The sequence below is a fragment of the Streptomyces sp. NPDC058052 genome (assembly GCF_042885515.1).
Taxonomy (GTDB): domain Bacteria; phylum Actinomycetota; class Actinomycetes; order Streptomycetales; family Streptomycetaceae; genus Streptomyces.
In genome coordinates this window covers 52,543-75,025 of record NZ_JBHVRX010000028.1, presented here as the reverse complement: position 1 = coordinate 75,025, position 22,483 = coordinate 52,543, and the positions used below count along the sequence as shown (strand labels likewise).

At 74.2% G+C, this 22,483-nt stretch carries 23 protein-coding genes; 13 read left to right on the top strand and 10 right to left on the bottom strand.

Annotated features, from left to right (window positions below; translation table 11 throughout):
* Positions 1 to 263 precede the first annotated feature (263 nt).
* From ACFVU3_RS30550 to ACFVU3_RS30535, 4 genes are all read left to right on the top strand, one after another.
* Positions 264 to 821 carry a heme-binding protein gene (locus ACFVU3_RS30550; protein WP_031009917.1) on the top strand — a complete coding sequence of 186 codons (558 nt, stop codon included), beginning with the start codon at positions 264 to 266 and terminating at the stop codon, positions 819 to 821.
* 225 nt (positions 822 to 1,046) lie between these two features.
* On the top strand, positions 1,047 to 1,673 hold the full coding sequence (locus ACFVU3_RS30545; RefSeq protein WP_390071276.1) for an ankyrin repeat domain-containing protein: 627 nt from the start codon (positions 1,047 to 1,049) through the stop codon (positions 1,671 to 1,673).
* Between the two features lie 266 nt (positions 1,674 to 1,939).
* Positions 1,940 to 3,442, top strand: a complete 1,503-nt coding sequence (locus tag ACFVU3_RS30540) for an FUSC family protein (protein ID WP_390071274.1) — start codon at positions 1,940 to 1,942, stop codon at positions 3,440 to 3,442.
* A 101-nt stretch (positions 3,443 to 3,543) separates the two neighbouring features.
* Positions 3,544 to 4,605, top strand: coding sequence for a lactonase family protein (locus tag ACFVU3_RS30535; protein ID WP_390071273.1), 1,062 nt, complete (start codon positions 3,544 to 3,546; stop codon positions 4,603 to 4,605).
* Positions 4,606 to 4,764: 159 nt separating this feature from the next.
* On the opposite strand, the gene ACFVU3_RS30530 is transcribed toward ACFVU3_RS30535, so the two are convergent.
* The gene (locus ACFVU3_RS30530; protein WP_390071271.1) at positions 4,765 to 5,682 is read right to left on the bottom strand and encodes a sirohydrochlorin chelatase; all 918 of its coding nucleotides are present in this window, start codon (positions 5,680 to 5,682) and stop codon (positions 4,765 to 4,767) included.
* 172 nt (positions 5,683 to 5,854) lie between these two features.
* Positions 5,855 to 6,880, bottom strand: a complete 1,026-nt coding sequence (locus ACFVU3_RS30525; protein WP_390071270.1) for an N-acetylglucosamine kinase — start codon at positions 6,878 to 6,880, stop codon at positions 5,855 to 5,857.
* An 81-nt stretch (positions 6,881 to 6,961) separates the two neighbouring features.
* Here ACFVU3_RS30525 and ACFVU3_RS30520 point away from each other — a divergent pair, with 81 nt between their 5' ends.
* Positions 6,962 to 7,639 (top strand): uracil-DNA glycosylase, encoded by a 678-nt coding sequence (locus tag ACFVU3_RS30520; RefSeq protein ID WP_390071268.1) that lies wholly within the window; start codon positions 6,962 to 6,964, stop codon positions 7,637 to 7,639.
* A 34-nt stretch (positions 7,640 to 7,673) separates the two neighbouring features.
* On the opposite strand, the gene ACFVU3_RS30515 is transcribed toward ACFVU3_RS30520, so the two are convergent.
* Positions 7,674 to 8,756: a WD40/YVTN/BNR-like repeat-containing protein gene (locus ACFVU3_RS30515; RefSeq protein ID WP_390071267.1), complete on the bottom strand. Its 1,083-nt coding sequence runs from the start codon at positions 8,754 to 8,756 to the stop codon at positions 7,674 to 7,676.
* Positions 8,757 to 8,877: 121 nt separating this feature from the next.
* On the bottom strand, positions 8,878 to 9,957 hold the full coding sequence (locus ACFVU3_RS30510; protein WP_390071265.1) for an NADH:flavin oxidoreductase/NADH oxidase: 1,080 nt from the start codon (positions 9,955 to 9,957) through the stop codon (positions 8,878 to 8,880).
* Positions 9,958 to 10,119: 162 nt separating this feature from the next.
* Here ACFVU3_RS30510 and ACFVU3_RS30505 point away from each other — a divergent pair, with 162 nt between their 5' ends.
* Entirely contained in the window at positions 10,120 to 10,509 is a 390-nt protein-coding gene (locus ACFVU3_RS30505) for an ArsR/SmtB family transcription factor (protein ID WP_390071263.1), read from the top strand.
* On the opposite strand, the gene ACFVU3_RS30500 is transcribed toward ACFVU3_RS30505, so the two are convergent.
* Positions 10,487 to 11,143, bottom strand: a complete 657-nt coding sequence (locus ACFVU3_RS30500) for a DUF305 domain-containing protein (RefSeq protein ID WP_390071261.1) — start codon at positions 11,141 to 11,143, stop codon at positions 10,487 to 10,489. The two genes, ACFVU3_RS30505 and ACFVU3_RS30500, sit on opposite strands and share 23 nt — an antisense overlap.
* A 175-nt stretch (positions 11,144 to 11,318) precedes the next feature.
* On the opposite strand from ACFVU3_RS30500, the gene ACFVU3_RS30495 reads away from it, so the two are divergent.
* Positions 11,319 to 12,842 carry an LVIVD repeat-containing protein gene (locus ACFVU3_RS30495; protein WP_390071260.1) on the top strand — a complete coding sequence of 508 codons (1,524 nt, stop codon included), beginning with the start codon at positions 11,319 to 11,321 and terminating at the stop codon, positions 12,840 to 12,842.
* 11 nt (positions 12,843 to 12,853) lie between these two features.
* On the opposite strand, the gene ACFVU3_RS30490 is transcribed toward ACFVU3_RS30495, so the two are convergent.
* The 4 genes from ACFVU3_RS30490 to ACFVU3_RS30475 all read right to left on the bottom strand — a co-directional run bounded on the left by ACFVU3_RS30490 (position 12,854) and on the right by ACFVU3_RS30475 (position 16,045).
* Positions 12,854 to 13,471, bottom strand: a complete 618-nt coding sequence (locus tag ACFVU3_RS30490; protein WP_390071258.1) for a TetR/AcrR family transcriptional regulator — start codon at positions 13,469 to 13,471, stop codon at positions 12,854 to 12,856.
* 132 nt (positions 13,472 to 13,603) lie between these two features.
* Complete coding sequence (locus ACFVU3_RS30485) at positions 13,604 to 14,272, bottom strand: phosphatase PAP2 family protein (protein WP_390071256.1); 669 nt, start codon at positions 14,270 to 14,272, stop codon at positions 13,604 to 13,606.
* Positions 14,273 to 14,404: 132 nt separating this feature from the next.
* Positions 14,405 to 15,349 carry a M56 family metallopeptidase gene (locus tag ACFVU3_RS30480; RefSeq protein ID WP_390071254.1) on the bottom strand — a complete coding sequence of 315 codons (945 nt, stop codon included), beginning with the start codon at positions 15,347 to 15,349 and terminating at the stop codon, positions 14,405 to 14,407.
* Between the two features lie 111 nt (positions 15,350 to 15,460).
* Positions 15,461 to 16,045 (bottom strand): DUF5134 domain-containing protein, encoded by a 585-nt coding sequence (locus ACFVU3_RS30475; RefSeq protein ID WP_390071253.1) that lies wholly within the window; start codon positions 16,043 to 16,045, stop codon positions 15,461 to 15,463.
* Positions 16,046 to 16,215: 170 nt separating this feature from the next.
* On the opposite strand from ACFVU3_RS30475, the gene ACFVU3_RS30470 reads away from it, so the two are divergent.
* From ACFVU3_RS30470 to ACFVU3_RS30445, 6 genes are all read left to right on the top strand, one after another.
* Positions 16,216 to 16,788, top strand: a complete 573-nt coding sequence (locus ACFVU3_RS30470; RefSeq protein ID WP_390071251.1) for a GNAT family N-acetyltransferase — start codon at positions 16,216 to 16,218, stop codon at positions 16,786 to 16,788.
* Positions 16,789 to 16,944: 156 nt separating this feature from the next.
* Positions 16,945 to 18,351 carry a DUF6421 family protein gene (locus tag ACFVU3_RS30465; protein ID WP_390071250.1) on the top strand — a complete coding sequence of 469 codons (1,407 nt, stop codon included), beginning with the start codon at positions 16,945 to 16,947 and terminating at the stop codon, positions 18,349 to 18,351.
* A gap of 35 nt (positions 18,352 to 18,386) precedes the next feature.
* On the top strand, positions 18,387 to 19,145 hold the full coding sequence (locus tag ACFVU3_RS30460; RefSeq protein WP_390071248.1) for an SDR family NAD(P)-dependent oxidoreductase: 759 nt from the start codon (positions 18,387 to 18,389) through the stop codon (positions 19,143 to 19,145).
* Entirely contained in the window at positions 19,142 to 20,224 is a 1,083-nt protein-coding gene (locus tag ACFVU3_RS30455) for a threonine aldolase family protein (protein ID WP_390071327.1), read from the top strand. Before ACFVU3_RS30460 ends, ACFVU3_RS30455 begins: the two co-directional genes overlap by 4 nt.
* Before the next feature lie 80 nt (positions 20,225 to 20,304).
* Positions 20,305 to 20,904, top strand: a complete 600-nt coding sequence (locus tag ACFVU3_RS30450) for a transglutaminase family protein (RefSeq protein ID WP_390071246.1) — start codon at positions 20,305 to 20,307, stop codon at positions 20,902 to 20,904.
* Positions 20,905 to 20,929: 25 nt separating this feature from the next.
* A complete protein-coding gene (locus ACFVU3_RS30445) occupies positions 20,930 to 21,631 on the top strand; it encodes a B3/4 domain-containing protein (RefSeq protein WP_390071244.1) in 702 nt (233 codons plus the stop codon).
* Between the two features lie 13 nt (positions 21,632 to 21,644).
* On the opposite strand, the gene ACFVU3_RS30440 is transcribed toward ACFVU3_RS30445, so the two are convergent.
* A complete protein-coding gene (locus ACFVU3_RS30440; protein WP_390071242.1) occupies positions 21,645 to 22,370 on the bottom strand; it encodes a lysophospholipid acyltransferase family protein in 726 nt (241 codons plus the stop codon).
* Between the last annotated feature and the right edge of the window lie 113 nt (positions 22,371 to 22,483).

Here is a 22,483-nt window from a genome sequence, read left to right as displayed (position 1 = left end):
GGCACGCGCCCTCCACGCGCGCGTACCGCCGGCCGGGCCGCCCGCGCGCGTACCCCTTCCCCGGCCGCTCCGGGTCGTCCGATCGGATGACCCCCCGGTCCGCCGGGCGGGGCCGGACGACCATCCGCCGGGCCGACCGTGCGGCCCCGGCACCGCGCCCAGGATGGAGTGCAGAGCGGGACGGCGTGACGGCCTCCCGGTCGTCCGGGCCGGTTCCCTTCCGGCCCCGTCCTCTTCCGTACGCGTCCTTGGAGTGACCGACCATGAAGCAGATCTCGAAGCGTGCCCGTGTCCTGACCGGTGGTGCGGCCCTGGTCGCCCTGGGCGCCGGCGCCTTCGGCGCGGTCTCCGCGAACGCCGCCACCCCGGCCGCCGCTCCCGCCGCCGTCGCCAAGGCCGACGCGAAGAACAAGAACACCACCACCAGCACCCACCTGACGATCGACGCCGCCACCAAGGCCGCCCAGGCCGCCCTCGACGCCGCCGAGAAGGAGAACCAGCGCGTCTCCGTGGCCGTCGTCGACCGCAACGGCAACACCCTCGTCACCCTGCGCGGCGACGGCGCCGGCCCGCAGTCCTACGAGTCCGCCGAGAAGAAGGCGTACACCGCCGTCTCCTGGAACGCCCCGACCACCGAGCTGGTCAAGCGCCTGGAGCAGGCTCCCAACCTCAAGGACATCCCCGGCACCCTCTTCCTCGGCGGCGGCGCCCCCGTCACCTCCAAGAACGCCCCCATCGCCGGCATCGGCGTGGCCGGCGCCCCCTCCGGCGACCTCGACCAGAAGTTCGCCCAGGCCGGCGTCGACGCCCTCGCCAAGTAACCGCGAAGGGCCGGACCGTCCCTTCCGGATGTGCCGGGCTCCCGGCCCGACCCGAAGGGCACGGCCTCGCGCCCCCAGCCCCGGCGGTGTCCGGTCACGCCCGGCCGGACACCGCCGGCCCCGTGCCCCCGGGGCCGTACGCACCCTCCGGTGCGCGGCCCCGGCAGGGCACCGGACGATCCGCGCCCCACACCCCCGTCCGCCGCCGACCCCGAGGAGACCGACGTGACCGCCCCACCCCACCACCGGCTCCTCGCCGCCGCCCGCCGGGGCGACGCCGACGGCGTCCGCGCCGCGCTCGCCGACGGCGCCCGGACCGGGACCCGCGACGGGGAACTGCGCTCCCCGCTGCTCCTCGCCGTGCTCGGCGACCACGTCGGGGCCGCCCGCGCGCTCGTCGCCGCCGGCGCCGACGTCAACGCCCTGGACGCCCGGCACGACAGCCCCTGGCTGGCCACCGGCGCCACCGGCAGCGTCGCCATGCTGCGCGTGCTGCTCACCGCCGACCCCGCCCCCGACGTCCGGCTGACCGACCGCTTCGGCGGCACCGGTCTCATCCGCGCCGCCGAACGCGGCCACGTGCCGTACGTCCGGGCCGTCCTGCGCGACACCCCGATCGAGGTCGACCACGTCAACGACCTGGGCTGGACCGCGCTCCTGGAGGCGGTCATCCTCGGCGACGGCGGCCCGGCGCACCAGAAGGTCGTCGCGCTGCTGCTCGCCGCCGGCGCCGATCCCGGGCTGGCCGACGCGTACGGGACCACCGCCCTGGAGCATGCCGAGCGGCGCGGCCACACCGCGCTCGCCGCCCTGCTGCGCCACACCCCCGCGGCCCCGGCCGCCCTGGGCTAAGCTGGTCCGTTGGCCCGCACCTGGGCCAGTGCGACACGCGAAGACCGGGCCAATGGCCCAGCCTTTCGAGGACGATTTGAGCCAAGCGCCCGGTCGGTGTTTCTCTTGTGTCCACCAGGTACTTTCGGCGCCGCGCGCCGGGACGGCGACGAGGCCGCCCCGGACGGCGGCGCCTTCGTCGTGTCGTGCGCGCCCCACCACCCCCGGGGCAGGGCGTACGGCGGGCGAACGGCAAGACGAGGGGGCGGCCGACCGTCGTGAAGAGGATGTTCGTGGCTCCGGACCCGGGGCTCCTCCGGCTCAGGACCGGCGTGCGCGCGGTGCTCGGCATCGCGCTCGCGGTGGCCCTCGCCGAGCTGGCCGGCTTCTCGCTGACCGCGTCGATCACCGGAGGACTGGCGGCGCTGCTCGCCCTGTTCACCGTCACCGACGCCACCGTCCGCGGCCAGGCCGTCACCACCCTCCTGCTGCCGCTCGCCGGCTTCCCGGTCCTCGCGCTGGCCACCCTGCTGCACGACCACACGCTCCTGAGGGACACGGCCTTCCTGCTCGTCGTGCTCTGCGGCGTCTACGCCCGGCGCTGGGGCCCGCGCGGCCACGCGCTCGGCATCTTCGCCTTCATGAACTTCTTCAGCACCCAGTTCCTGCACGCCGTGCCCGGCCAGCTCCCCGAGCTGTACGCGGCCGTGGGCATCGCGCTCGCGGCGGCCGGCGCCGTGCGCTTCGCGCTCTGGCCGATCGAGCGGCGCACCCCGCCGCCCGCCGCCCCCGCCCCGCTGCCCGGCACGGGCCTCGCCCGGATCACCACCCGGCAGGCCGTCCAGGCCACCGTGGCCTGCGCGGTGGCCCTCGGCGTAGGCCAGGTGCTCTCCGAGGACCGCTGGTACTGGGCCGTCGGTACCACCTGGTGGATCTTCGTGAACACCGTCTCCCGCGGCGAGACCCTGGTGCGCGGCTTCCGCCGCTTCCTCGGCACCCTGCTCGGCATCGCCGTCGGCATGGTCGTCGCCCTCCCGCTGCACGGCGCCCCGCTGCCCACCGCCCTCCTGGTGGCCGTCTGCGTCTTCGGGATCTTCTACACCGCGCCGCTCTCCTACAGCTGGATGATGCTCGCGGTGACCGTGATGGCCGGGCTGCTCTACGGGCTCCTCGGCGTCCTCGACCCGGCGCTGCTGGTGCTGCGCCTGGAGGAGACCGTCGTCGGCGCGGTCTGCGCCGCCCTGGCGGTCCTGCTGATCCTCCCGGTCACCACCCACGCCATCAACGACGCGTGGATCCAGCGCGCGCTGCGGGCCGTCCACGCCGCCACGGCCGCTTCCGAGCGCCGGCTCTCCGGCGACGACCAGGCCGACCCGAGCCCGCACGTCGCCGAGCTCGACCTGCTCCTGGGCCGGGTACGGCTCTCCGTGGCCCCGCTCGTCCACCCGCTCAGCCCGTTCCGCGAGCGCAAGGGCCGCGCGCGCCAGGTCCTCGCCCTGCTCGACGAGTGCGCCGCCGAGGTGCGCGGTCTCGCGGCCGTCGCCGCCGACCCGGACGCCAGCCACGACGCCCGGCTCGCCGCCGCCTGCTGGCGGGTCGAGACCGCTGTCGAGCGGCTCACCTCCCCCGGAGCCCCGGAGCGCGCCCCGGTCCGGCAGGCCGACGGGCCCGAGACCGCCCACCACCCGGCCCCCGCCGCCCTCGGCCACGTCAGCGGCCTGGAGCGGCTGCTCGCCGCCCTCGACGAGCCGCTCCGCACCCCGCCGGGCTCCCTCCTCGTCCGTTCCTGACGCCGCTGCCCACCGACGGGGCCGACTTGGTCTAGACCGCCTGCTACCGTCGGCCCGAGACGGCCGGTCGCAGCGACCGGTCCAGGGGCAGGGAGGGCGCCGTGGGCGGGACCGACGAGACACCTGAGCGGGGGGCGGGACGGGCGCGGGCCTACCTCGGCTCCTTCACCTCGGCCGGCGGCCTCGGCGTGCTCGCCGCCGACGTCGATCCGGGGACCGGCGCGCTCACCGTCACCGGCTCCACCGACGCCGTCGCCGACCCCTCCTACCTCGCCCTCGCCGGCGGCGTCCTCTACGCCGTCTCCGAGACCGAGCCGGGCGCCGTCGCCGCCCTCGCCCCCGGCGGACCCGCGCCCCGCCCGCTCGGCGCGCCCGTGCCCGTCGACGGCGCGGGCCCCACCCACCTGGCCGTCGCCGGCGGCCATCTGCTGACCGCCAACTACACCTCCGGCAGCGTCACCGTCCTGCCCCTCGGCCCGGACGGCCTCCCCGGCGCCGCCGCCTCCGTCCTCCACCACGAGGGTGGCGGCCCGGTCGCCGACCGCCAGGCGGGCCCCCACGCCCACCAGGTCCTGCCGGACCCGAGCGGCCGCTGGACGGTCAGCGTGGACCTCGGCACCGACTCCGTGCGCGTCTGCGCCCTCGACCCCGCCACCGGCACCCTCCGCCCGCACCGGGAGACCGCCCTGCGGCCCGGCTACGGCCCCCGCCACCTCGCCTTCCACCCGGCGGGCGGCCACGCCTACGTGGTCGGCGAGCTGGAGCCCGCCGTCACCGTCTGCCGCTGGGACGCCGAGCGCGGCGAGCTGACGCCGCTGGCGGAGATCCCGCTCGTCGACGCGGGCGCGGCCGGGCCGGCGTACCCCTCGGCCGTCGTCGTGGCGCCCGACGGGCGGTTCCTGTGGGTGGCCGTGCGCGGCACCGACACGATCGCCGTCCTGGTCCTCTCCCCGGCGGGCGACGAGGCGATCCGCTCCGCCACCGTCCCGTGCGGCGGCGCCTGGCCGCGCGATCTCGCCCTCGACCCGTCCGGACGGCGGCTGTACGCGGCGAACGAGCGCTCCGGCGACGTGACCTGGTTCGACGTCGACCCCGGGACCGGCACCCCGGTCCGGGCCGGCTCCGTCGACGCCCCGGCGGTCACCTGCGTCGTCTTCGGCTGACCGGCCGCCCCCGCCGCCCCCGGCACGACCCCGGGGGCGGCCCGGCGGGCATGCGGAGAACCCTCCCTCGCCACGGCCCCGGGGACGCCCCGCCGGGCATGCGGAAGGGCCCGCGCCGGAGGTTTCCGGTGTGCGGGCCCTTGTGCGGATCCGGGCGCGTCAGAGAGCGGGGGCCGCGCCCTGCTGCGGGAGGCCGAGCACGGCCGCGTACTGCGACAGCACCAGCTTGCCGATGGCCGGGTAGGCGCCCAGGGCCTCGGCCGCGGGGCAGCCGGCCTCCTTCGACGCCTCGTCGAGCAGGCCCTCGGCCAGCTCCGGGCCGATCAGGTACGGGGCGAGCGCCAGCTGCACCGCGCCCGCCTCGCGCAGCTGCTCGGCCACGGAGGCGATCGAGCCCTCCTGGTCGAGCGCGGCGGCCATCACCGGCACGGCGAGCCGGGCCGCGAGCAGCATGCCCGTGATGCCGGCGGCCTGCACGGCCTCCTCGCCGCCCACGGTGGCCAGGACGATGCCGTCCGCGGCCGTGGCGACGGTGAAGAGCCGGGCGCGGTCGGCGCGGGCCAGACCCGCCTCCGACAGGCGCACGTGCAGCGCCTCGGCGAGCAGCGGGTGCGGGCCGAGCACGTCGGTCAGCTCGGCGGTGTTGCCGCTGTCCATCACGGCCTGGCGGACCTGGCGCATCACGGCGCTGTCCGGGCCCGCGAGCAGCGGGACGACGATCGCGGCGGGGCCCTGCGGGGCACCGACCTCGCGGCCGGCCGCCACGGCGATCCGGTACCGCTCCTCACGCAGCTCCGCTGCGGCGGTCAGCACGCCGGCGAGCGTCGGGTACTCCTCGCCGTCGCCGTCCACGAAACCGATCGCGGCCTCCAGGCCGGGCAGCTCGGACCGGGCGATGCTCACCAGCTCGTCGGCGAGTGAGCGTATGGCGGCCGAGGGCGCGCCGGGGACGGCGAGCACCAGGGCGGGAGCGCCCTCGGGCGCCGCCGCCGGGTCGGGGCGACGGTGCCGCCCGGACGGGCGGGGGCGCGGCATTCGTACAGGCAGGCCGTTGGCGGGCCCAGTGGGGGAGCTCATGGCGCCGCATGCTACTGGCTTTGCGGACGGGAGCGTTCGGTGAGGTAGGACCCCGCGCCTTCTGCCCCTGTATGTCCGGTCCGAGGTGTGCCGAATCGTGGACCGGACCTCCGTACGACGCCTCCGCACGCCCTCGACCAGCGGCGATGCCCTCCGGGCCGGGGTGGCGCCGTCAGGCGATCCGGAGCAGCGCGGGGTCCTCCGGGAGCCGGATCCCGCCCCCTGCGAGCCCCGCGGCGAGCGTCACCGCCCCGTCGAGGGGGTCGCCCGCGGGAGCGACCCGCCCGACCCCGGGCAGCCGGTCCGCGAGCGCCGCCCGCAGCGGTACGAGGAGCGGTTCGCCGAGCCGGAACAGGCCGCCGGTCAGCGCGACCACGGACTCCGGGCCCGGCGGGCAGGCCGCCTCGGCGGCGTCGGCGATGTGCTCCGCGGCCCGCTCCAGGATCCCGGCCGCGGCCGGGTCGTCCGCGGCGCAGGCCGCGACCTCCGGCGCGAAGGCGGCGAGCACGGCCGGCCGGTCGGCGCGCGGGTAGAGCGCGGCGGGCAGGCCCGCCGCCGGGCCGTGGAGCTTCTCCGCCCGGGCGAGCAGCGCCGCCGAACCGCCGCGCCGCCCGTCGTGCGCCCGCAGGGCGGCCTCCAGGCCGGCCCGGCCGATCCAGGCGCCGCTGCCGCAGTCGCCGAGGAGGTGGCCCCAGCCGTCGGCGCGGCGCCAGCGGGCCAGGTCGGTGCCGAGGGCGATGAGGCCGGTGCCGCCCGCGACGACCGCGCCGGGGCGGGCGCCGAGCGCCCCGGCGTAGGCGGTGACGGCGTCGGCGGCGAGCGCGGTCCCGCGCACCCCCCAGGCGTCGGCGAAGGCCCCGGGGAGGACCGCGCGCAGCTCCGTGCCGAGCGTGGCCATGCCGGCGGCGCCCACGGCCGCGGCGCGCACCGGGCGTCCGTCCGCGACGCGTGCCCGCAGCGTGGCGACGGCCGGCAGCACCGACTCCAGGAAGTGCGCGGCGGAGATCCCGCCCGGTCCGGTCCGGACGGGGCCGGGCGCGGTCACCCGGTCGAGCACCGTGCCGTCGGCGGCCCGGGCGAGGGCGATCCGCAGTCCCGAGCCTCCCGAGTCGATGCCGACGACCACTCCGTCCGCCGGGCCGGCGGCGCGCTCGCCCGGGGCTTCCACGCCTGTGTTCTGGGACTCCACGCTCGCCATCGTCCTCACCGGGTGGGGGTCTGGGGCCCGCAGTCTAGAGCGGAGGGGCGTTGTCGGTGTAGGCCGCTAGAGTGACGGACTGTGACTGCGAGACCGTTGAACGAACTGGTGGAGCCCGGCTGGGCGAAGGCCCTGGAGCCCGTCGCGGGCCGGGTGTCCGAGATGGGTGACTTCCTGCGGGCGGAGATCGCCGCGGGCCGGACCTATCTGCCGTCGGGGCCGAACGTCCTGCGCGCCTTCCAGCAGCCCTTCGACGACGTGCGGGTCCTGATCGTGGGTCAGGACCCCTATCCCACGCCGGGGATGGCGATCGGTCTGAGCTTCGCGGTGGCGCCGGAGGTGCGGCAGCTGCCCGCCAGTCTTCTGAACATCTTCTGGGAGATGCACCAGGACCTGGGCCATCCCCGCCCCTCCAACGGCGACCTCACCCCGTGGACCCGGCAGGGCGTCCTGCTGCTCAACAGGACGCTCACCACCTCCCCGCGCAACGCGGGCGCCCACCGGAACAAGGGCTGGGAGGAGGTCACCGAGCAGGCCATACGGGCCCTCGCCGCCCGCGGCAAGCCGCTGGTGTCCATCCTCTGGGGCCGGGACGCCCGCAACGCCCGTCCGCTGCTGGGCAGTCTGCCCGCCGTCGAGTCGGCGCACCCGTCGCCGCGCTCTGCGGACCGGGGCTTCTTCGGCTCCCGTCCCTTCAGCCGGGCCAACGAGATGCTGGTCGCCCAGGGCGCCGAGCCGGTGGACTGGCTGCTGCCCTGAGCGGGCCGCCGACGCCCCGGGGGCGGCGGGGAGTTCAGATCACCGCCGCCCTGACGCACAGGACGTCCGGCAGGTGGCCGGCGAGGAGCTGCCAGGAGTCGCCGTCGTCGGCGCTCGCGTACACCTCGCCGTTGCGGTTGCCGAAGTAGACGCCCGCCGGGTCGGCGTCGTCCGTGCACAGCGCGTCGCGGAGGACCGTGCCGTAGTGGTCGCCCCGCGGGAGGCCCTTGTCGAGCGGCTCCCAGCTCGTGCCGGCGTCGGTCGTGCGGTAGACCCGGCAGCGGTGGTCCGCCGGGACCCGGTCGGAGTCGGCGGTGATGGGGAAGACGTAGGCGGTGCCGGGACGGTGCGGGTGCGCGGCGACGGCGAAGCCGAAGTCGGAGGGGAGCGGCCCGCCGATGTCGGTCCAGCTGCCGCCGGCGTCGTCGCTGCGGTAGACGCCCCAGTGGTTCTGGAGGTAGAGCCGGTCCAGGTCGCCGGCGTCCTGCGCGATCTTGTGCACGCACTGGCCGAACTCGGGGTGCGGATCGGGCAGGAAGACGGCGGAGACGCCGTCGTTGGACGGGGCCCAGGAGGCGCCGCCGTCCTGGCTGCGGAAGACGCCGGCGGTGGAGACGGCCACGGTGACGGCGTCCGGGTCGCGCCGGTCGGTGACGACGGTGTGCACGGCCTCGCCGCCTCCGCCGGGCACCCACTGGGAGCGGGTCGGGTGCTCCCACAGCGGCCGGACCAGCGCGAAGGACTCGCCGCCGTCGTCGGAGCGGAAGAGCGCGGCCGGTTCGGTGCCCGCGTAGACGACGCCGGGGGAGTGGGCGGGGGCCGGGTGGAGCTGCCAGACGCGCTCCAGGGAGGCGCCGGTGTCCTGGGGGAACCTGACGGCCGGCGCGGGGGGTTCGGTCCAGGTCCGGCCCAGGTCGTCGGAGTGGAAGACGGACGGGCCCCAGTGGGAGCTGTCGCCGCCGACGAGCAGCCGCGGGGTGCCGGGCCGCGTGTCGATGGCCACCGAGTAGACGGCCTGGGCCGGGAAGTGGGGATCGTCGAACTCCCAGCGCCCGTCGTGCCTGCGGCCGATGAAGAGTCCCTTGCGGGTGCCTACGGTGAGAAGTACGTCGGGCATGGGGCCCACCTCCAGGACGCCGTTGTCGCGGATACCGGCCAGTCTGCACCCGGCCACCGACAAGGGCGCCCGAAGACACCCCGTGACCGGCCGGCCGCGAGGTGTCCACGGGTGGGTGGGCTCAGATCGCCCAGGCGTACTGCGGGGGCGCGAAGGTGGCGGCGTCCAGTTCGCGGGCGGCGCGGCGGGGCCAGGAGGCGTCGCGGAGCAGCTCGCGGCCGAGCAGGACGGCGTCGGCCTCGCCGTTGGCGACGATCTTCTCGGCCTGCGCGGGCTCGGTGATGAGCCCGACCGCGGCGACCGGCAGCCCGGTCTCGGCCCTGACCCGGGCGGCGAAGGGCACCTGGTAGCCGGGGCCTACGGGGATCCGCGCGGGGCCGCCGTTGCCGCCGCTGGAGACGTCGAGCAGGTCGACGCCGTGGTCACGCAGCAGGGCGGCGAAGCGGACGGTCTCGTCCGCGGTCCAGCCCGCGTCCTCCAGCCAGTCGGTGGCGGAGATCCGGAAGAGGACGGGCAGTTCCTCGGGCCAGACGGAGCGGACCGCGTCCACGACCTCCAGGGCGAGCCGGGTCCGGTTCTCGAAGGAGCCGCCGTAGGCGTCGGTGCGGCGGTTGCTGTGCGGGGAGAGGAACTCGCCGATGAGGTAGCCGTGGGCGCCGTGCACCTCGACGACCTCGAAGCCGGCGGCCAGGGCGCGGCGGGCCGCGTCCGCGAACTGCCCGACGATCTCCTGGATCCCGTCCTCGGTCAGCTCGGTGGGCACGGGGTAGCCGTCGGCGAAGGCGGCCGGGCTCGGGGCGACCGGCTGCCACGCCTCCTCGGCGGTGGCGGGGCCGCGGCCGAGCCAGGGGCGCTCGGTGGACGCCTTGCGTCCGGCGTGGGCGATCTGGATGCCGGGGACGGAGCCCTGGGCCTTGACGAAGGAGGCGATCCGGCGCAGCGCCTCGGTCTGGGTGTCGTTCCACAGGCCCAGGTCGGCGGGGCTGATCCGGCCCTCGGGGGAGACGGCGGTGGCCTCGACCAGGATGAGGCCGGCGCCGCCGGTCGCGCGGGACCCGTAGTGGGCGAGGTGCCAGTCGGTGGCGACTCCGGCGTTCGGCCCGAAGACCTCCGCGGAGTACTGGCACATCGGGGCCATCCAGACGCGGTTGGGGACGGTCAGCGAGCGGAGGGTGTAGGGCTCGAAGAGGGCGGCGCTCATCGCGGACTCCGTTTCGGGAACGGCCGGGGAGCCGGACGGGGGAAGGCCCGGCGGGATACTCGTACGATACTCATCGTAGTACGGCGACTGTCAAACTACGAGGATCCTCGTACAATGAGGAACGTCCCGGACCGACCCGCCGGAGAGAGTGGAGCCGCCGCCATGACGACCCCCGCCAGCCCCCGTCTCCTGGAGCACCCCGCGCCCGAGGAGATCCGCCTGGAGCCGGTGCTGCACGCGCTGTCGGACGCGGTGCGGCTGCGGATCGTGCGCGAACTGGCCGCCGCGGAGACCGAGCTGAGCTGCTCGTACTTCGTCCTCCCGGTCACCAAGTCGACGACCACCCACCACTTCCGGGTGCTGCGCGAGGCCGGCGTCATCCGGCAGGACTACCGCGGCACGGCCAAGCTCAACGGACTCCGCCGCGCCGACCTCGACGCCCTCTTCCCCGGACTCCTCGACACCGTCCTGGCGGCGGCCGAGGCGCAGTCCGCCCGTCAGGACGCGGCGGAGGTCCCCGGGGCCGGGGTCACAGCGACCGCATCCGGTTGATCTCGGCCGTCTGCTGCGCGATCACGTCGTTCGCCATCTCCTCCACCTGGATGTTGTTGCCCTGGCCGAGCACCTCGGCGGCCATCGTCACCGCGCCCTCGTGGTGCGTCACCATCAGCTTCAGGAACAGTTCGTCGAAGGCCGCGCCCTTCGCCGCCCGCAACTCCGCGAGCTGCGCCTCGGTCGCCATCCCCGGCATCGTGTGATGGTCGTGCCCGCCCTGGTCCCGGGGCCCGCCGTGGGCCGTCAGCCATCCCTCCATCGCGCCGATCTCCGGCTGCTGTGCCGCCGCGATCCGCTCCGCCACCTTCCTGACCGCGGGCGACCCCGCCCGCCCGGGGGCGAGCGCGGTCATCGTCAGGGCCTGGCGGTGGTGGACGACCATCATCTGCACGTACCGGAAGTCCGCGCCGTTCGGCCGCTCGTCGGGGAGCAGGCTCGCCGCCTCCTCCGGTGAGACCCGCCGGGCCGGCTCGCCGGGCCTGCCGGGCACCACGACCCCCGCGGTGGTGCCGTCCGGCGCGGGTTCCCGGGCCGAGGTGTCCGGCCCCGCGTCGCAGCCGCCCAGGGCGAGTACGGCCAGCACGGAGAGGGTCGCGGCGACGGTGGCGCGTTCGCGGTGGCGGATCAGCAACGGTACCTCCAAGGGGTTTTGCGGGTACTGGGGCCGTTCCTAGCACTTCTTGCTGGGGAGTTGCTCAAAATCCTTCATTACATCTGTGTTGCCATCTGTTGGGATGTGCACGCCAAGGAACATACTGCCGGGGTCCAGCACCGTTCAGCATTGAACGGAAATCACGGAGGACGGAGTGACTTCGTTGCATACCCCGCAGAGTCCACGGTCCCGGTTCAGACGCCTCGGCGCGGCCACCGCCGCAGCCGGCCTCCTGGCGGCGCTGCTCGCCACCGGCACGGCCGCCGCCACCCCCGATCCCGGAGACGCCCAGGTCCAGGCGCCGGTCTCGGCGGAGCAGGCGGCCGGAGCCCGGTCCGCGATCCGGAGCGGAGAGATACCCGGCGTCGACGAGATCGTCCGCACCGACAACATCCAGCACCTGGCGAACGTCCCGAAGGACGCGCTCAAGAGCCTCAACACGGACCTCGCCTTCCAGGGCAGGTACGCCTTCGCCGGCAACTACGACGGCTTCCGCATCTTCGACATCAGCGACCCGAAGTCCCCGAAGACCGTCGCCCAGGTCCTCTGCCCCGGCTCCCAGAACGACATCTCCGTCTCCGGGGACCTCCTCTTCCTCTCCACCGACTCCTCCCGCAGCGACGACTCGTGCGCCAGCACGACGCAGCCGGCCTCCGTCAAGGAGTCCTGGGAGGGCATGAAGATCTTCGACATCAGCGACGTCACGAACCCGAAGTACGTCGCCTCGGTCGAGACCTCCTGCGGCTCCCACACCCACACGATCCTGCCGCAGCGCAAGGACGTGTACGTGTACGTCTCCTCCTACTCGCCCAACGCGGCCTTCCCCGACTGCCAGCCGCCGCACGACGGCATCTCCGTCATCAAGGTGCCCCGCAAGGCGCCCCAGCAGGCCCGCGTCGTCGGCTTCCCCGTCCTCTTCCCCGGTGAGGGCCCCGACGGCGGCGGCAACCCCGGCGGCCCGACCAACCCGGGCGTCTCCAAGACCACCGGCTGCCACGACATCACCGTGCTGCCCGGCAAGGACCTCGCGGCCGGCGCCTGCATGGGCGACGGCATCCTCTTCGACATCTCCGACCCCGAGCACCCCCGGGTGATCGACCAGGTCCAGGACAACGTCAACTTCGCCTTCTGGCACTCCGCGACCTTCAACCAGAAGGCGAACAAGGTCGTCTTCACCGACGAGCTCGGCGGCGGTGGCGGCGCCACCTGCAACGCCGCCGTCGGCCCGAACCGCGGCGCCAACGGCATCTACGACATCGTCGGCAAGGGCAAGCACCGCCAGCTCGTCTTCCGCAGCTACTACAAGATCCCGCGCCACCAGGCCGACACCGAGAACTGCGTCGCCCACAACGGCTCGCTGATCCCGGTCAAGGGCAAGGACCTCATGGTCCAGGCGTGGTACCAGGGCGGCGTCTCGATCTGGGACTTCACCGACTCCGCGCACCCGAAGGAGATCGGCTACTTCGACCGCGGCCCGGTCTCCGACACCGCGCTCATCACCGGCGGCTCCTGGTCCGCCTACTACTACAACGGCCACGTCTACTCGAACGAGATCGCCCGGGGCCTCGACGTCCTGAAGATCTCCGACCGCCGCACCGACCCCGCGAAGCGGGTCCGCATGGACGAGCTCAACGTCCAGACCCAGCCGGACTACTTCGAGGACTTCGACCGGGACTGATCCCGGAGGCGTCAGGGCATGCCGTCGGGCGGACCACCGTCCGGCGGCATCCCGCTCTCCCACGCCAGTCCGTAGCGGTGGAACAGCTCGGCGCGCAGCCGCGCCGCCGGCATCGGCGCGCCCGGCAGCAGCACCGCCACCACCGCGCCCATCAGCAGCGCCCGCAGCAGCGGATAGTCCCGGTCCACGTCCTCGGAGCCGTACCGCTCCACCGTGTCCCGCAGCAGGAAGGCGAGCCGCTGCTGCTCCTCGCACCGCACGAAGCCCTCGGCCTGGAGGATGCCGGCCATGTGGGTGCGCATCAGCGTCGGCCGGTCCACCGCGAGCCCCAGGATCGCGTCGATCGCCCGCGCGAGCCGTTCCGGGCCGTCCTCCGTGCGCGGTTCGCGCTCCAGCGCCTCGGCGAGCGTGAGGTGCATCAGCCGGTGCACGGCCGACTGGAGCAGCTGCCGCTTGCCCGGGAAGTAGTACGAGACGAGGCCCCGGGCCACCCCGGCCCGCTCGGCGATGTCGCCGAGGGTGGTGGCCTCGTATCCATGGAGCCCGACCAGCTCGACGGTGGCCGTGAGGATCCGCTCCCGCGAGCGTCGCCGAAGCTCTTCGTTGACCGACGGGCTACGCGGCGTCATGCTGGGCTCCTGCGTTGACTGGCTCTCGGCCAATATACTCAGCGTGGCTCGCCGCCCCGCCCCCGTGGCGCGACGGCGAGGAGGCCGCCTGCCCTGGGCGACACGGGGGATCGTCCAGGCCGGGCGGCTTCGTCATGTCCCCTCCTCCTCGTCCGCGCGGGCCTCCGCCGGCAGCGGACGGCGGTCGAGGCTCCGGCGGTAGGTCAGCACCGCGACGGCCACGCAGCACCAGCCCATCAGCCAGCCGGCCAGCACGTCCGACGGCCAGTGCACCCCCAGGTAGAGCCGGGTCCAGCCGACGCCGAGCACCGAGACCACCGCGAGACCGGCCAGCGTGCCCCAGCCCCGCCACGGCTCCCGTCCGACGAGCGCGACCACCCACAGCAGCAGCCCGCACACCACCGCCGCCGTCATCGCGTGCCCCGAGGGGAAGGCGGCGAACGAGGCCGAGTCCACCGGGTCCTTCCACTCCGGCCGGTCCCGGCCCACCAGCGCCTTCACCGCCTGCTGCACCCCGAGCGCGGCGACGACCGTCCCGGCCACCCAGAGCGCCGCCCGCCGGTGCCCGTACCGGACGAGGGCCAGGGCGACGGCGAAGGCCACCGCCCGCAGCGTCCACGGATCCCACACCCAGTCGCTGAGCACCCGGTTGAGGCGGGTGAAGCCGGGGTGGGCCACGGCGCTGCGGTGCAGGGCCTCGTCGACCGCGCGGTCGAAGGAGAGCAAGGGGGACCAGCCGGCCACCACGAGCACGAGCAACAACAGGGCCAGGCCCCCGGACACCACGGCGGAAGTACGCATTCCACGATCCTGCCGGACCGGGCGCCGCGCGCGGCACCGCGCAACACCGGGACGCCCACCGGCCGTCGTGCGGTCCCCGGCCCCGTCCCTCGTGTCGTCCCTCGTGTTGTCCCGCGTGCCGGACGACACCCGCTAGCCCAGCGCCGCCAGGCCCGGATAGAAGGCGACGAGCAGCGGCACGACCGGGACCAGCGCGGCGGTCGCCGTCAGGCGCAGGCGGTGGGCGGCGGGCAGCCGGGGCGTGGCGGTGAGCAGGCGGTCGACGCGCCGGGGGAGTCCGGCCTCGGGTCCGGTGCCGGGCGCGGCGGCGAACACCCCCCGCTCCTCGTTCAGTTCCACCAGGGCGAGCGCGATGGTGAGCCGGCCGAAGCGGCGCGAGGCCACGTCGTCGGCGGCCAGCTCGACCAGCCGGTGCATCTCCTCGCGGAAGGCGGCGAAGACCGGGATGCCGGGGAAGCCGGCGGCCAGGGCGCCGGAGCAGTTGAGCAGCCAGTCGTGCCGGGCGCGGGCGTGGCCCTGCTCGTGGGCGAGGAGCGCGTCGAGCTGGCGGCCCTTCAGCCGGCGGAGGGCGGCGGTGGTGACGACGAGCCGCGGCGTGGTCCCGGGCAGCCACCAGGCGTCGGGCCGTTCGCCCTCCAGGACGACCAGCCGTCCGCCGGCCTCCTCCTCGCCGGGCAGCTGCGGGGCGCGGACCAGCAGGTCGTCACGGCGCTGCCGGCGGCGGGCGCGGGCCAGGCCGATCTCCCGGCCCAGCATCGCGCCGGACCACAGCCCGCCGGCGGCGAGGACCACGGCGATCACGGCCGACCAGGGGCCGCCGCCGGTGGAGAGCTCGTACGCGTCGATCACCGCGCGCGGCGCGGGCGCGAAGACCTGGCCGCGCACGGCCTGCCAGGCGGCGGCCGCGCTCAGGGTCATCGAGAGCGCGAAGCTGACCAGCACCGCGGCCACCACGCACTGCCACACCCAGAGCGCGACGACCGGTTCTCGCTCCACCCAGTCGGCCCGGGCGAGCAGCCGGGGAGCGGTGAGAGCGGTCAGGACGCCGAGCAGGAGCAGTGCGAGGGAGACCGACATGGCGCCAGCCTATGAGGGGGGTGCTCCCCGGGGGTATGGCCTCACCGGCCAAGTGACGCACGCCACGGTTTCGGTTCCCTCCGGCCCGAACACCCGCACGGGGCAAGGGACTCAGAGCGTGGAGAGCATCGCCAGCATGGCGAGCCCCATCGACAGCCGGCAGACCAGGGTCAGCTCGGGCCGGGTCGCCCACGCGGATCCGTCGTCCCCCGGCGCCCCGGCCACGCGCGCGGGGGGCGCCACGGGGACGAGCCGTGCGCCGGTGCGGAGCACGTACACCATGAAGTAGAGGAGCAGGCCGCCGGTGAGCAGGGGTATGCCGCCCACCGCGCCCGCGCCGTGCGCCGTGTGCACCCCCTGTGCGCCGCCGGCCGCCGGGGCCATCGCGAGCGCCATGTAGACCATGGCCAGGGAGCCGACCGCGTGGTGCAGCCGGTGCCCGTCGCGGCGCGCCGCGACCAGGTCCGCCGCCGCCACGGCGCCGAACAGGGCCGCGTACACCGCCCAGCCCCAGGACGGCGGTCCGGCGGCCGCCGCGGGCAGTGCCATCGCGGCCATCCCGAAGCCCATCACCGCCTCCGCGCGGGCGGCCTTGCGCTCCTCGCCGGCGCAGGCCCGCATCCGCAGCAGGCAGTACGCTCCGCCGGCCGCGCAGAGCGCGACGAGCAGCCAGCCGGACAGGGCCGGTCCGTGCACGGCACACCTCCCCCTCGACTCGTACCCCCACCCAGGACCTGCCCGCCGGAGGGTGCGCGCACGCGGGCGCACGGGCGCGCACAGGCGTACGAAAGGGGGTGGGGAGGCGCGCGTTAGGCTCGGAACGATCGCGCACGCCGATCCGCAGCACCCGAGGGGAGCCCCGCACGATGGACACCGCCACGCCCGTTCCCGACACCGGCGAGAGCCGGGAGACCGGCACCGTCACGTACCGGCAGGCGGTGCTCGACGACGTCCCCGTCGTGGTGCCGCTCGTCGAGTCGGCCTACCGGGGCGACGCGAGCCGGGCCGGCTGGACCACCGAGGCGGACCTGCTCGACGGGCAGCGGACCGATCCGGAGGGGGTGGCCGCGGTGATCTCCGCCCCCGGCAGCGTGCTGCTGCTGGTGGAGCGCGGCGACGTGACGGTCGCCTGCTGCCAGCTGGAGCACCGCGGCGAGGCCGCCTACTTCGGCATGTTCGCGGTCCGGCCCGAGCTCCAGGGCGCCGGACTCGGCAAGGCGATCATCGCGGAGGCCGAGCGGCGGGCACGGGAGCTGTGGGACGCCCGCGAGATGCACATGACGGTGATCACCGCCCGGGAGGAGCTGATCGCCTGGTACGAGCGGCGCGGCTACCGGCGCACGGGGGAGACGAGCCCCTTCCCGTACGGCGACGAGCGGTTCGGCCTGCCTCGGAGGGACGACCTCCGCTTCGAGCTCCTGGTGAAGCCTCTGGTCTGATCCTTCCGGCGGAAGCACGCCTTCACCCCCCGGCCGACAGGAAAAAATGCGGTCGGGTGGGTGTCTCACGAGAGAATTTCTCTTGCTCCCCTTGCGGTATCCCGTGCTGCCTGGATACGGTTTCTAGACGCAAGGTTCTCCTGTGGAGGAAGAGGCATGACGGAAATTCTTGTGCAGGACGTGACCGGTGAGGGCATAGTCGCCGACACCCGCGTGATCGACCACCCGGCGTGGGCCGAGCTCAAGAACGCCGTGGAGGAGATCCGGGTCTGGCAGCGCGCCGACGGATCCGTGGACTTCGACGCCGAGGGCGCGCCCGCCCGCGCGCTCGTCGAGCTGACCGTCGACCGGCTGATCTCCGCCGTCGAGCAGCTCTCCCCGCTGGTGCCGCACGACGGCGAGTACCACCGCGCGCTCGTCGCCGACCTCCGCAAGTGGTCCGAGGGCGGCTTCGCCGTCCCGGACTTCCTGGACTCGCTGATGGTCTTCCACCCGGCCGCCGGCCGCGCGGACGGGCTCCAGCACCTCGTGCTCTTCCCGATGTACACGCAGAACGGCAACCCGGACCGCAACTTCGAGGCCGTCGTCCTCCGCATGGTCTGGCCCGAGTGGCTCGCCGAGCTGGAGGGCACCCGCTACGACAACCCGGGCTTCTGCGGCATCACCTTCGAGGACTTCACCGCCGGGTACGACACCAACTCGGCCGTCCTCTTCCCGGAGACCGTCGCCGTCCGCGAGGTCCCCGAGCGCTTCACCTGGGGCGGCATCTTCTGCGACCGCGAGGCCGCCCGCTTCCGCAAGGTCACCGAGGCCGCCGTCGACACCCTGGGCCTCAAGCTGCCCGCGGACATCGCCGCCATGCTCGACGACCAGACCCGCTGCGAGCAGGCGTTCGTCCTCTGGGACCTGGTCCACGACCGCGCCCACAGCCGCGGCGACCTGCCCTTCGACCCCTTCATGATCAAGCAGCGCCAGCCGTTCTGGATGTACGGCCTGGAGGAGCTCCGCTGCGACCTCACCGCCTTCAAGGAGGCCGTGAAGCTGGAGGCCGAGGGCAACGAGCACGGCCGTGACGTGCAGTACGCCGTCCTCTTCGACCGGATGTTCCGCTTCCCGCTGACCGGCGACCGCAACCGGAACTACGACGGTCTGGGCGGCCAGCTCCTCTTCGCGTACCTCCACAAGAACGACGTGGTGCGCTGGACGGACAACATCCTCACCATCGACTGGGAGCGCGCCCCCGAGGTCACCAACCGCCTCTGCGCCGACATCGAGACCCTGTACCGCGACGGCATCGACCGCCCGAAGCTGGTCCACTGGTTCAAGGCGTACGAGTTCGTCTCCGGCTACCTCGCCCCGCACCCGGGCTCCAAGTGGGCCAAGGGCCCCGACGCCCTGGACCTCAGCCTCCCGCCGCGCAAGCTCGTCGACGACGTGCTTCCCGACGAGTTTCCGCTGAGCATGTTCTTCGAGGCCCTCGCCAAGAAGCTCAAGGGCGTGATCGCCGGAACCAAGGGCATCACGGCCGCGGACGTCACGGGCACCGAGCGGGTCGCCGCGTGAGCGAGGCCCGCCAGGACACGGAGGAGGCGGCACCCATGAACGCCGAGACGAACGGCGGACCCCTCGACGGGCTCGTCATCGCGGTGGCCGGCGCGGCCGGCCCCGCCGGCCGGGCGGCCCTGCTCCGCCTCGCCGGCGCCGGCGCGACCGTGGTCGCCGCCGACGCCGACCCCGCCCGCCTCGCCGAGGCCGTCGAGGCCGCCCGCGAGGCCCACGGCGCCAAGGTCATCGGCGACACCGTGGACCTCCTCGACCTCGACGCCACGCGCGCGTGGGCCGACAAGACGGAGAAGGAGTTCGGGCGCGTCGACGGCCTCGTCCACCTCGTGGGCGGCTGGCGTGGCAGCTCCTCCTTCACCGAGACCGACCTCAAGGACTGGGACTTCCTGGAGAAGCTCCTCATCCGTACGGTCCAGCACACCTCGCTCGCCTTCCACGACGCCCTGCTGCGCGGCGACGGCACCGGCCGCTACGCCCTGGTCAGCCAGGTCGGCGCGCACAAGCCGCAGGCCAACAACGCCGCGTACAACGCCGGCAAGGCCGCCGCCGAGGCGTGGACCCTGGCCATGGCGGACTCCTTCCGCAAGCTGGGGGGCGAGGACGGCCCGCAGGCCGCGGCTGCCATCCTGGTGATCAAGGCATTGGTGCACGACGCGATGCGCGCCGAACGCCCCAACGCGAAGTTCGCGGGCTTCACCGACGTGAAGGACCTGGCCGACGAGATCGCCGGCCTGTGGGAGCGGCCCGCCCAGGAAGTGAATGGACAGCGCCTGTGGCTGACCCCCGCGCCGTGACCGCGGCCCTCGGACACCGGACCGACGCCCGTCGTCACCACGACCCGTCGGTCCGGGGCTTCGCCAGCGACAACTACGCCGGCGTCCACCCCGAGGTCCTCGCCGCGATCGCCCTCGCCAACGACGGCCACCAGGTCGCCTACGGCGAGGACGAGTACACCGACCATCTCCAGCGGATCGTGCACAGCCACTTCGGCCCGCTCGCGGAGGCGTTCCCGGTCTTCAACGGCACCGGGTCGAACGTGACCGCGCTCCAGGCGCTCACCGACCGCTGGGGCGCCGTGATCTGCGCCGAGACCGCCCACATCAACGTGGACGAGGGCGGTGCCCCGGAGCGCATGGGCGGCCTCAAGCTGCTCACCGTGCCCACCCCGGACGGCAAGCTCACCCCCGAGCTGATCGACCGGCAGGCATGGGGCTGGGAGGACGAGCACCGGGCGATGCCCCAGGTCGTCTCGATCACCCAGAACACCGAGCTGGGCACCGTCTACACCGTGGACGAGATCCGCGCCATCGTGGAGCACGCCCACTCCAAGGGCATGAAGGTGCACCTCGACGGCGCCCGGATAGCCAACGCGGCCGCCTCCCTCGACGTGCCGATGCGCGCCTTCACCAACGCGGTGGGCGTCGACGTCGTCTCGTACGGCGGCACCAAGAACGGCATGCTCTTCGGCGAGGCCGTGATCGTCCTCAACCCGGACGCGGTCAGCCACATGAAGCACCTGCGCAAGCTGTCCATGCAGCTCGCGTCCAAGATGCGCTTCCTGTCGGTGCAGCTGGAGGCGCTGCTCGCCAAGGACCTGTGGCTGCGCAACGCGCGGCACGCCAACGGGATGGCCCGCCGCCTCGCGGACGGCGTGCGCTCGCTGGACGGGGTGGAGATCCTCTACCCGGTGCAGGCCAACGCGGTTTTCGCGCGGCTCCCGCACGAGGTCAGCCGCCGGCTCCAGAAGCGCTTCCGCTTCTACTTCTGGGACGAGGTCGCCGGCGACGTGCGCTGGATGTGCTCCTTCGACACCACGGAGGACGACGTCGACGCCTTCCTCCAGGCCCTGAAGGAAGAACTGGCCCGCCAGTAGGCGAGGACCCAACTGAATAGGTATGCGGTCGAGTGGAAAGTGATTGACTCCACTCGACCGCATTCCTATGCTCGTGGCGCATGGAGCTGAAGCAGCAGATCCCTGACCTCGCGGCGTATCTCGCGGCCGGCGAGGCCGTCGACCACGACCACCCGCTCGTCCGTGCCACGGCCGACCGGCTCGCCACCGCGCACCCCGATGCATACGCATACGCCGAGGCGGCCTTCGAGTTCGTCCGCGACACCATCCCGCACTCCGCCGACTCCGGCGACCTCCGCGTCACCTGGCGCGCCTCCGACGTCCTGGGGCTCGGGACCGGCATCTGCTACGCCAAGTCGATCGCGTACGTGGCGCTCCTGAGGGCCCGCTCCCTCCCCGCCGCCCTCTGCTACCAGCGCCTCGCCGACGAGGACGGCTCGAACCCGGTGATCCACGGACTGGCCGCCGTCCTGCTGCCGGGCCGGGAGCGGTGGGCCCGGCAGGACGTGCGCGGCAACATCCCGGGCATCGACGCCCAATTCTCCCTCGATGGGGAGCGGCTGGCCTGGACCGTCCGCCCGGAGTTCAATGAAGTGGATTACCCGGTGCTCTATGCTGAACCGCATCCGGTCGTCCTCCGCGCGCTCCAGGCCGCGGCCGACCGGCCCCACCTGTGGCGGACCCTCCCCACGGACCTGTGACCCCCGGCAGCAAGGAACGGCGACCATGCCCCTGACGCTCACCGTCTCCGACGAGGTGCGCGCCCTCGTCCCCGGCTTCACCCATCTGGCCGTCGAGGCCCGCGGACTCGTCAACGGCCCCAGCGACGGGACCAGCTCGGCCCTGCTCGACGAGGCCGCCCGGCGGCTCGCCGCCCGTCTCGACGGCCGCACCCCGGACCAGGACCCCCACGTCGCCGCCTGGCGCGCCGCGTACACCGCCTTCGGCGCCAAGCCCTCCCGTACGCGCAACTCCGCGGAGGCGCTCGCCCGCCGGGCGCTCGTCGAGGGCCCCTCCGGCGGACTGCCCCGCATCAACCGGGTCGTCGACGCCTACAACGCGATCAGCGTCGCCCACCTGATCCCCGTGGGAGGCGAGGACCTCGACCGGATCGAGGGCGGCATGCGGCTCGTCCGGGCCACCGGCGAGGAGGACTTCGTCACCGTCGCCGGCGGCGAGGAGAGCGTGGAGCACCCCGAGCCGGGCGAGATCGTCTGGTGCGACGAGCGGGGCGTCACCTGCCGCCGCTGGAACTGGCGCCAGGGCCCGCGCACCCGCATCGACGACGACACCACGGACGCCCTGTTCCTCCTGGAGTCCCTGGCCCCGATGAGCCGCGAGGAGCTGCTCGCGGCGGGGCAGGAGCTCGCCGAGGCGCTCCAGAAGGTCAGCCCCGGGGTGCGGATCACCGTCCGCGACCCCGGGTGAGCCGGGCCGGGAGCTACTTCCCGGCCGCCTTCAGCTGCTCCGGGGTCGGCGCGGTGCCGCCCAGGTGCGCCGGGATCCACCACGTGTCCGCCGCGTCCTTCGGGCGCACCGGATAGGCGCGCTGCGCGGCCTCCAGGAGCTCCTGGACGCGCTCGCGCAGCCGCCGGGTGATGGCACCCGCGTACTGGTCGGCGGGGGCCTCGACCGGCTCCCCGACACGGATCGTCACCGGGATGTGGGCCCGCTTGAAGTTCCGCGGCCGGCCCTTCGTCCAGACCCGCTGGGTCCCCCACAGGGCCATGGGGATCAGCGGGACCCCGGCCTCCTGGGCGAGCCGGGCCGCGCCCGACTTGAAGCTCTTCAGCGTGAAGGACTCCGAGATGGTCGCCTCGGGGAAGACGCCGACGATCTCACCGGCCCGCAGCGCCTCCAGGGCGTGCTGGTACGCGTGCTCGCCCTGCGCGCGGTCCACCGGGATGTGCTTCATGGCACGCATCAGCGGCCCGGAGACCTTGTGCCGGAAGACCGACTCCTTCGCCATGAAACGCACCAGACGCTTCTGGGGCAGCGCGGCCAGGCCGTTGAAGATGAAGTCCAGGTAGCTGATGTGGTTGCTCACCAGGACGGCGCCGCCGGTCCGCGGGATGTGCTCCGAACCCTGTGTGTCGATCTTGAGGTCGAGCGCCTTGAACATGGTGAGCGCTGCGCCGACCACCGGTCGGTACACGAGTTCTGCCATGGGAGAGGTACCCCTTCGTCTGTGCCTTTTGGGAGGGCTCTCCCGGCGAAGTTACGCGGCCGTAGGTTTTCGGCTTTGGGCAGATCGTGCCGCATGTGGGCCGCCGTGACCAG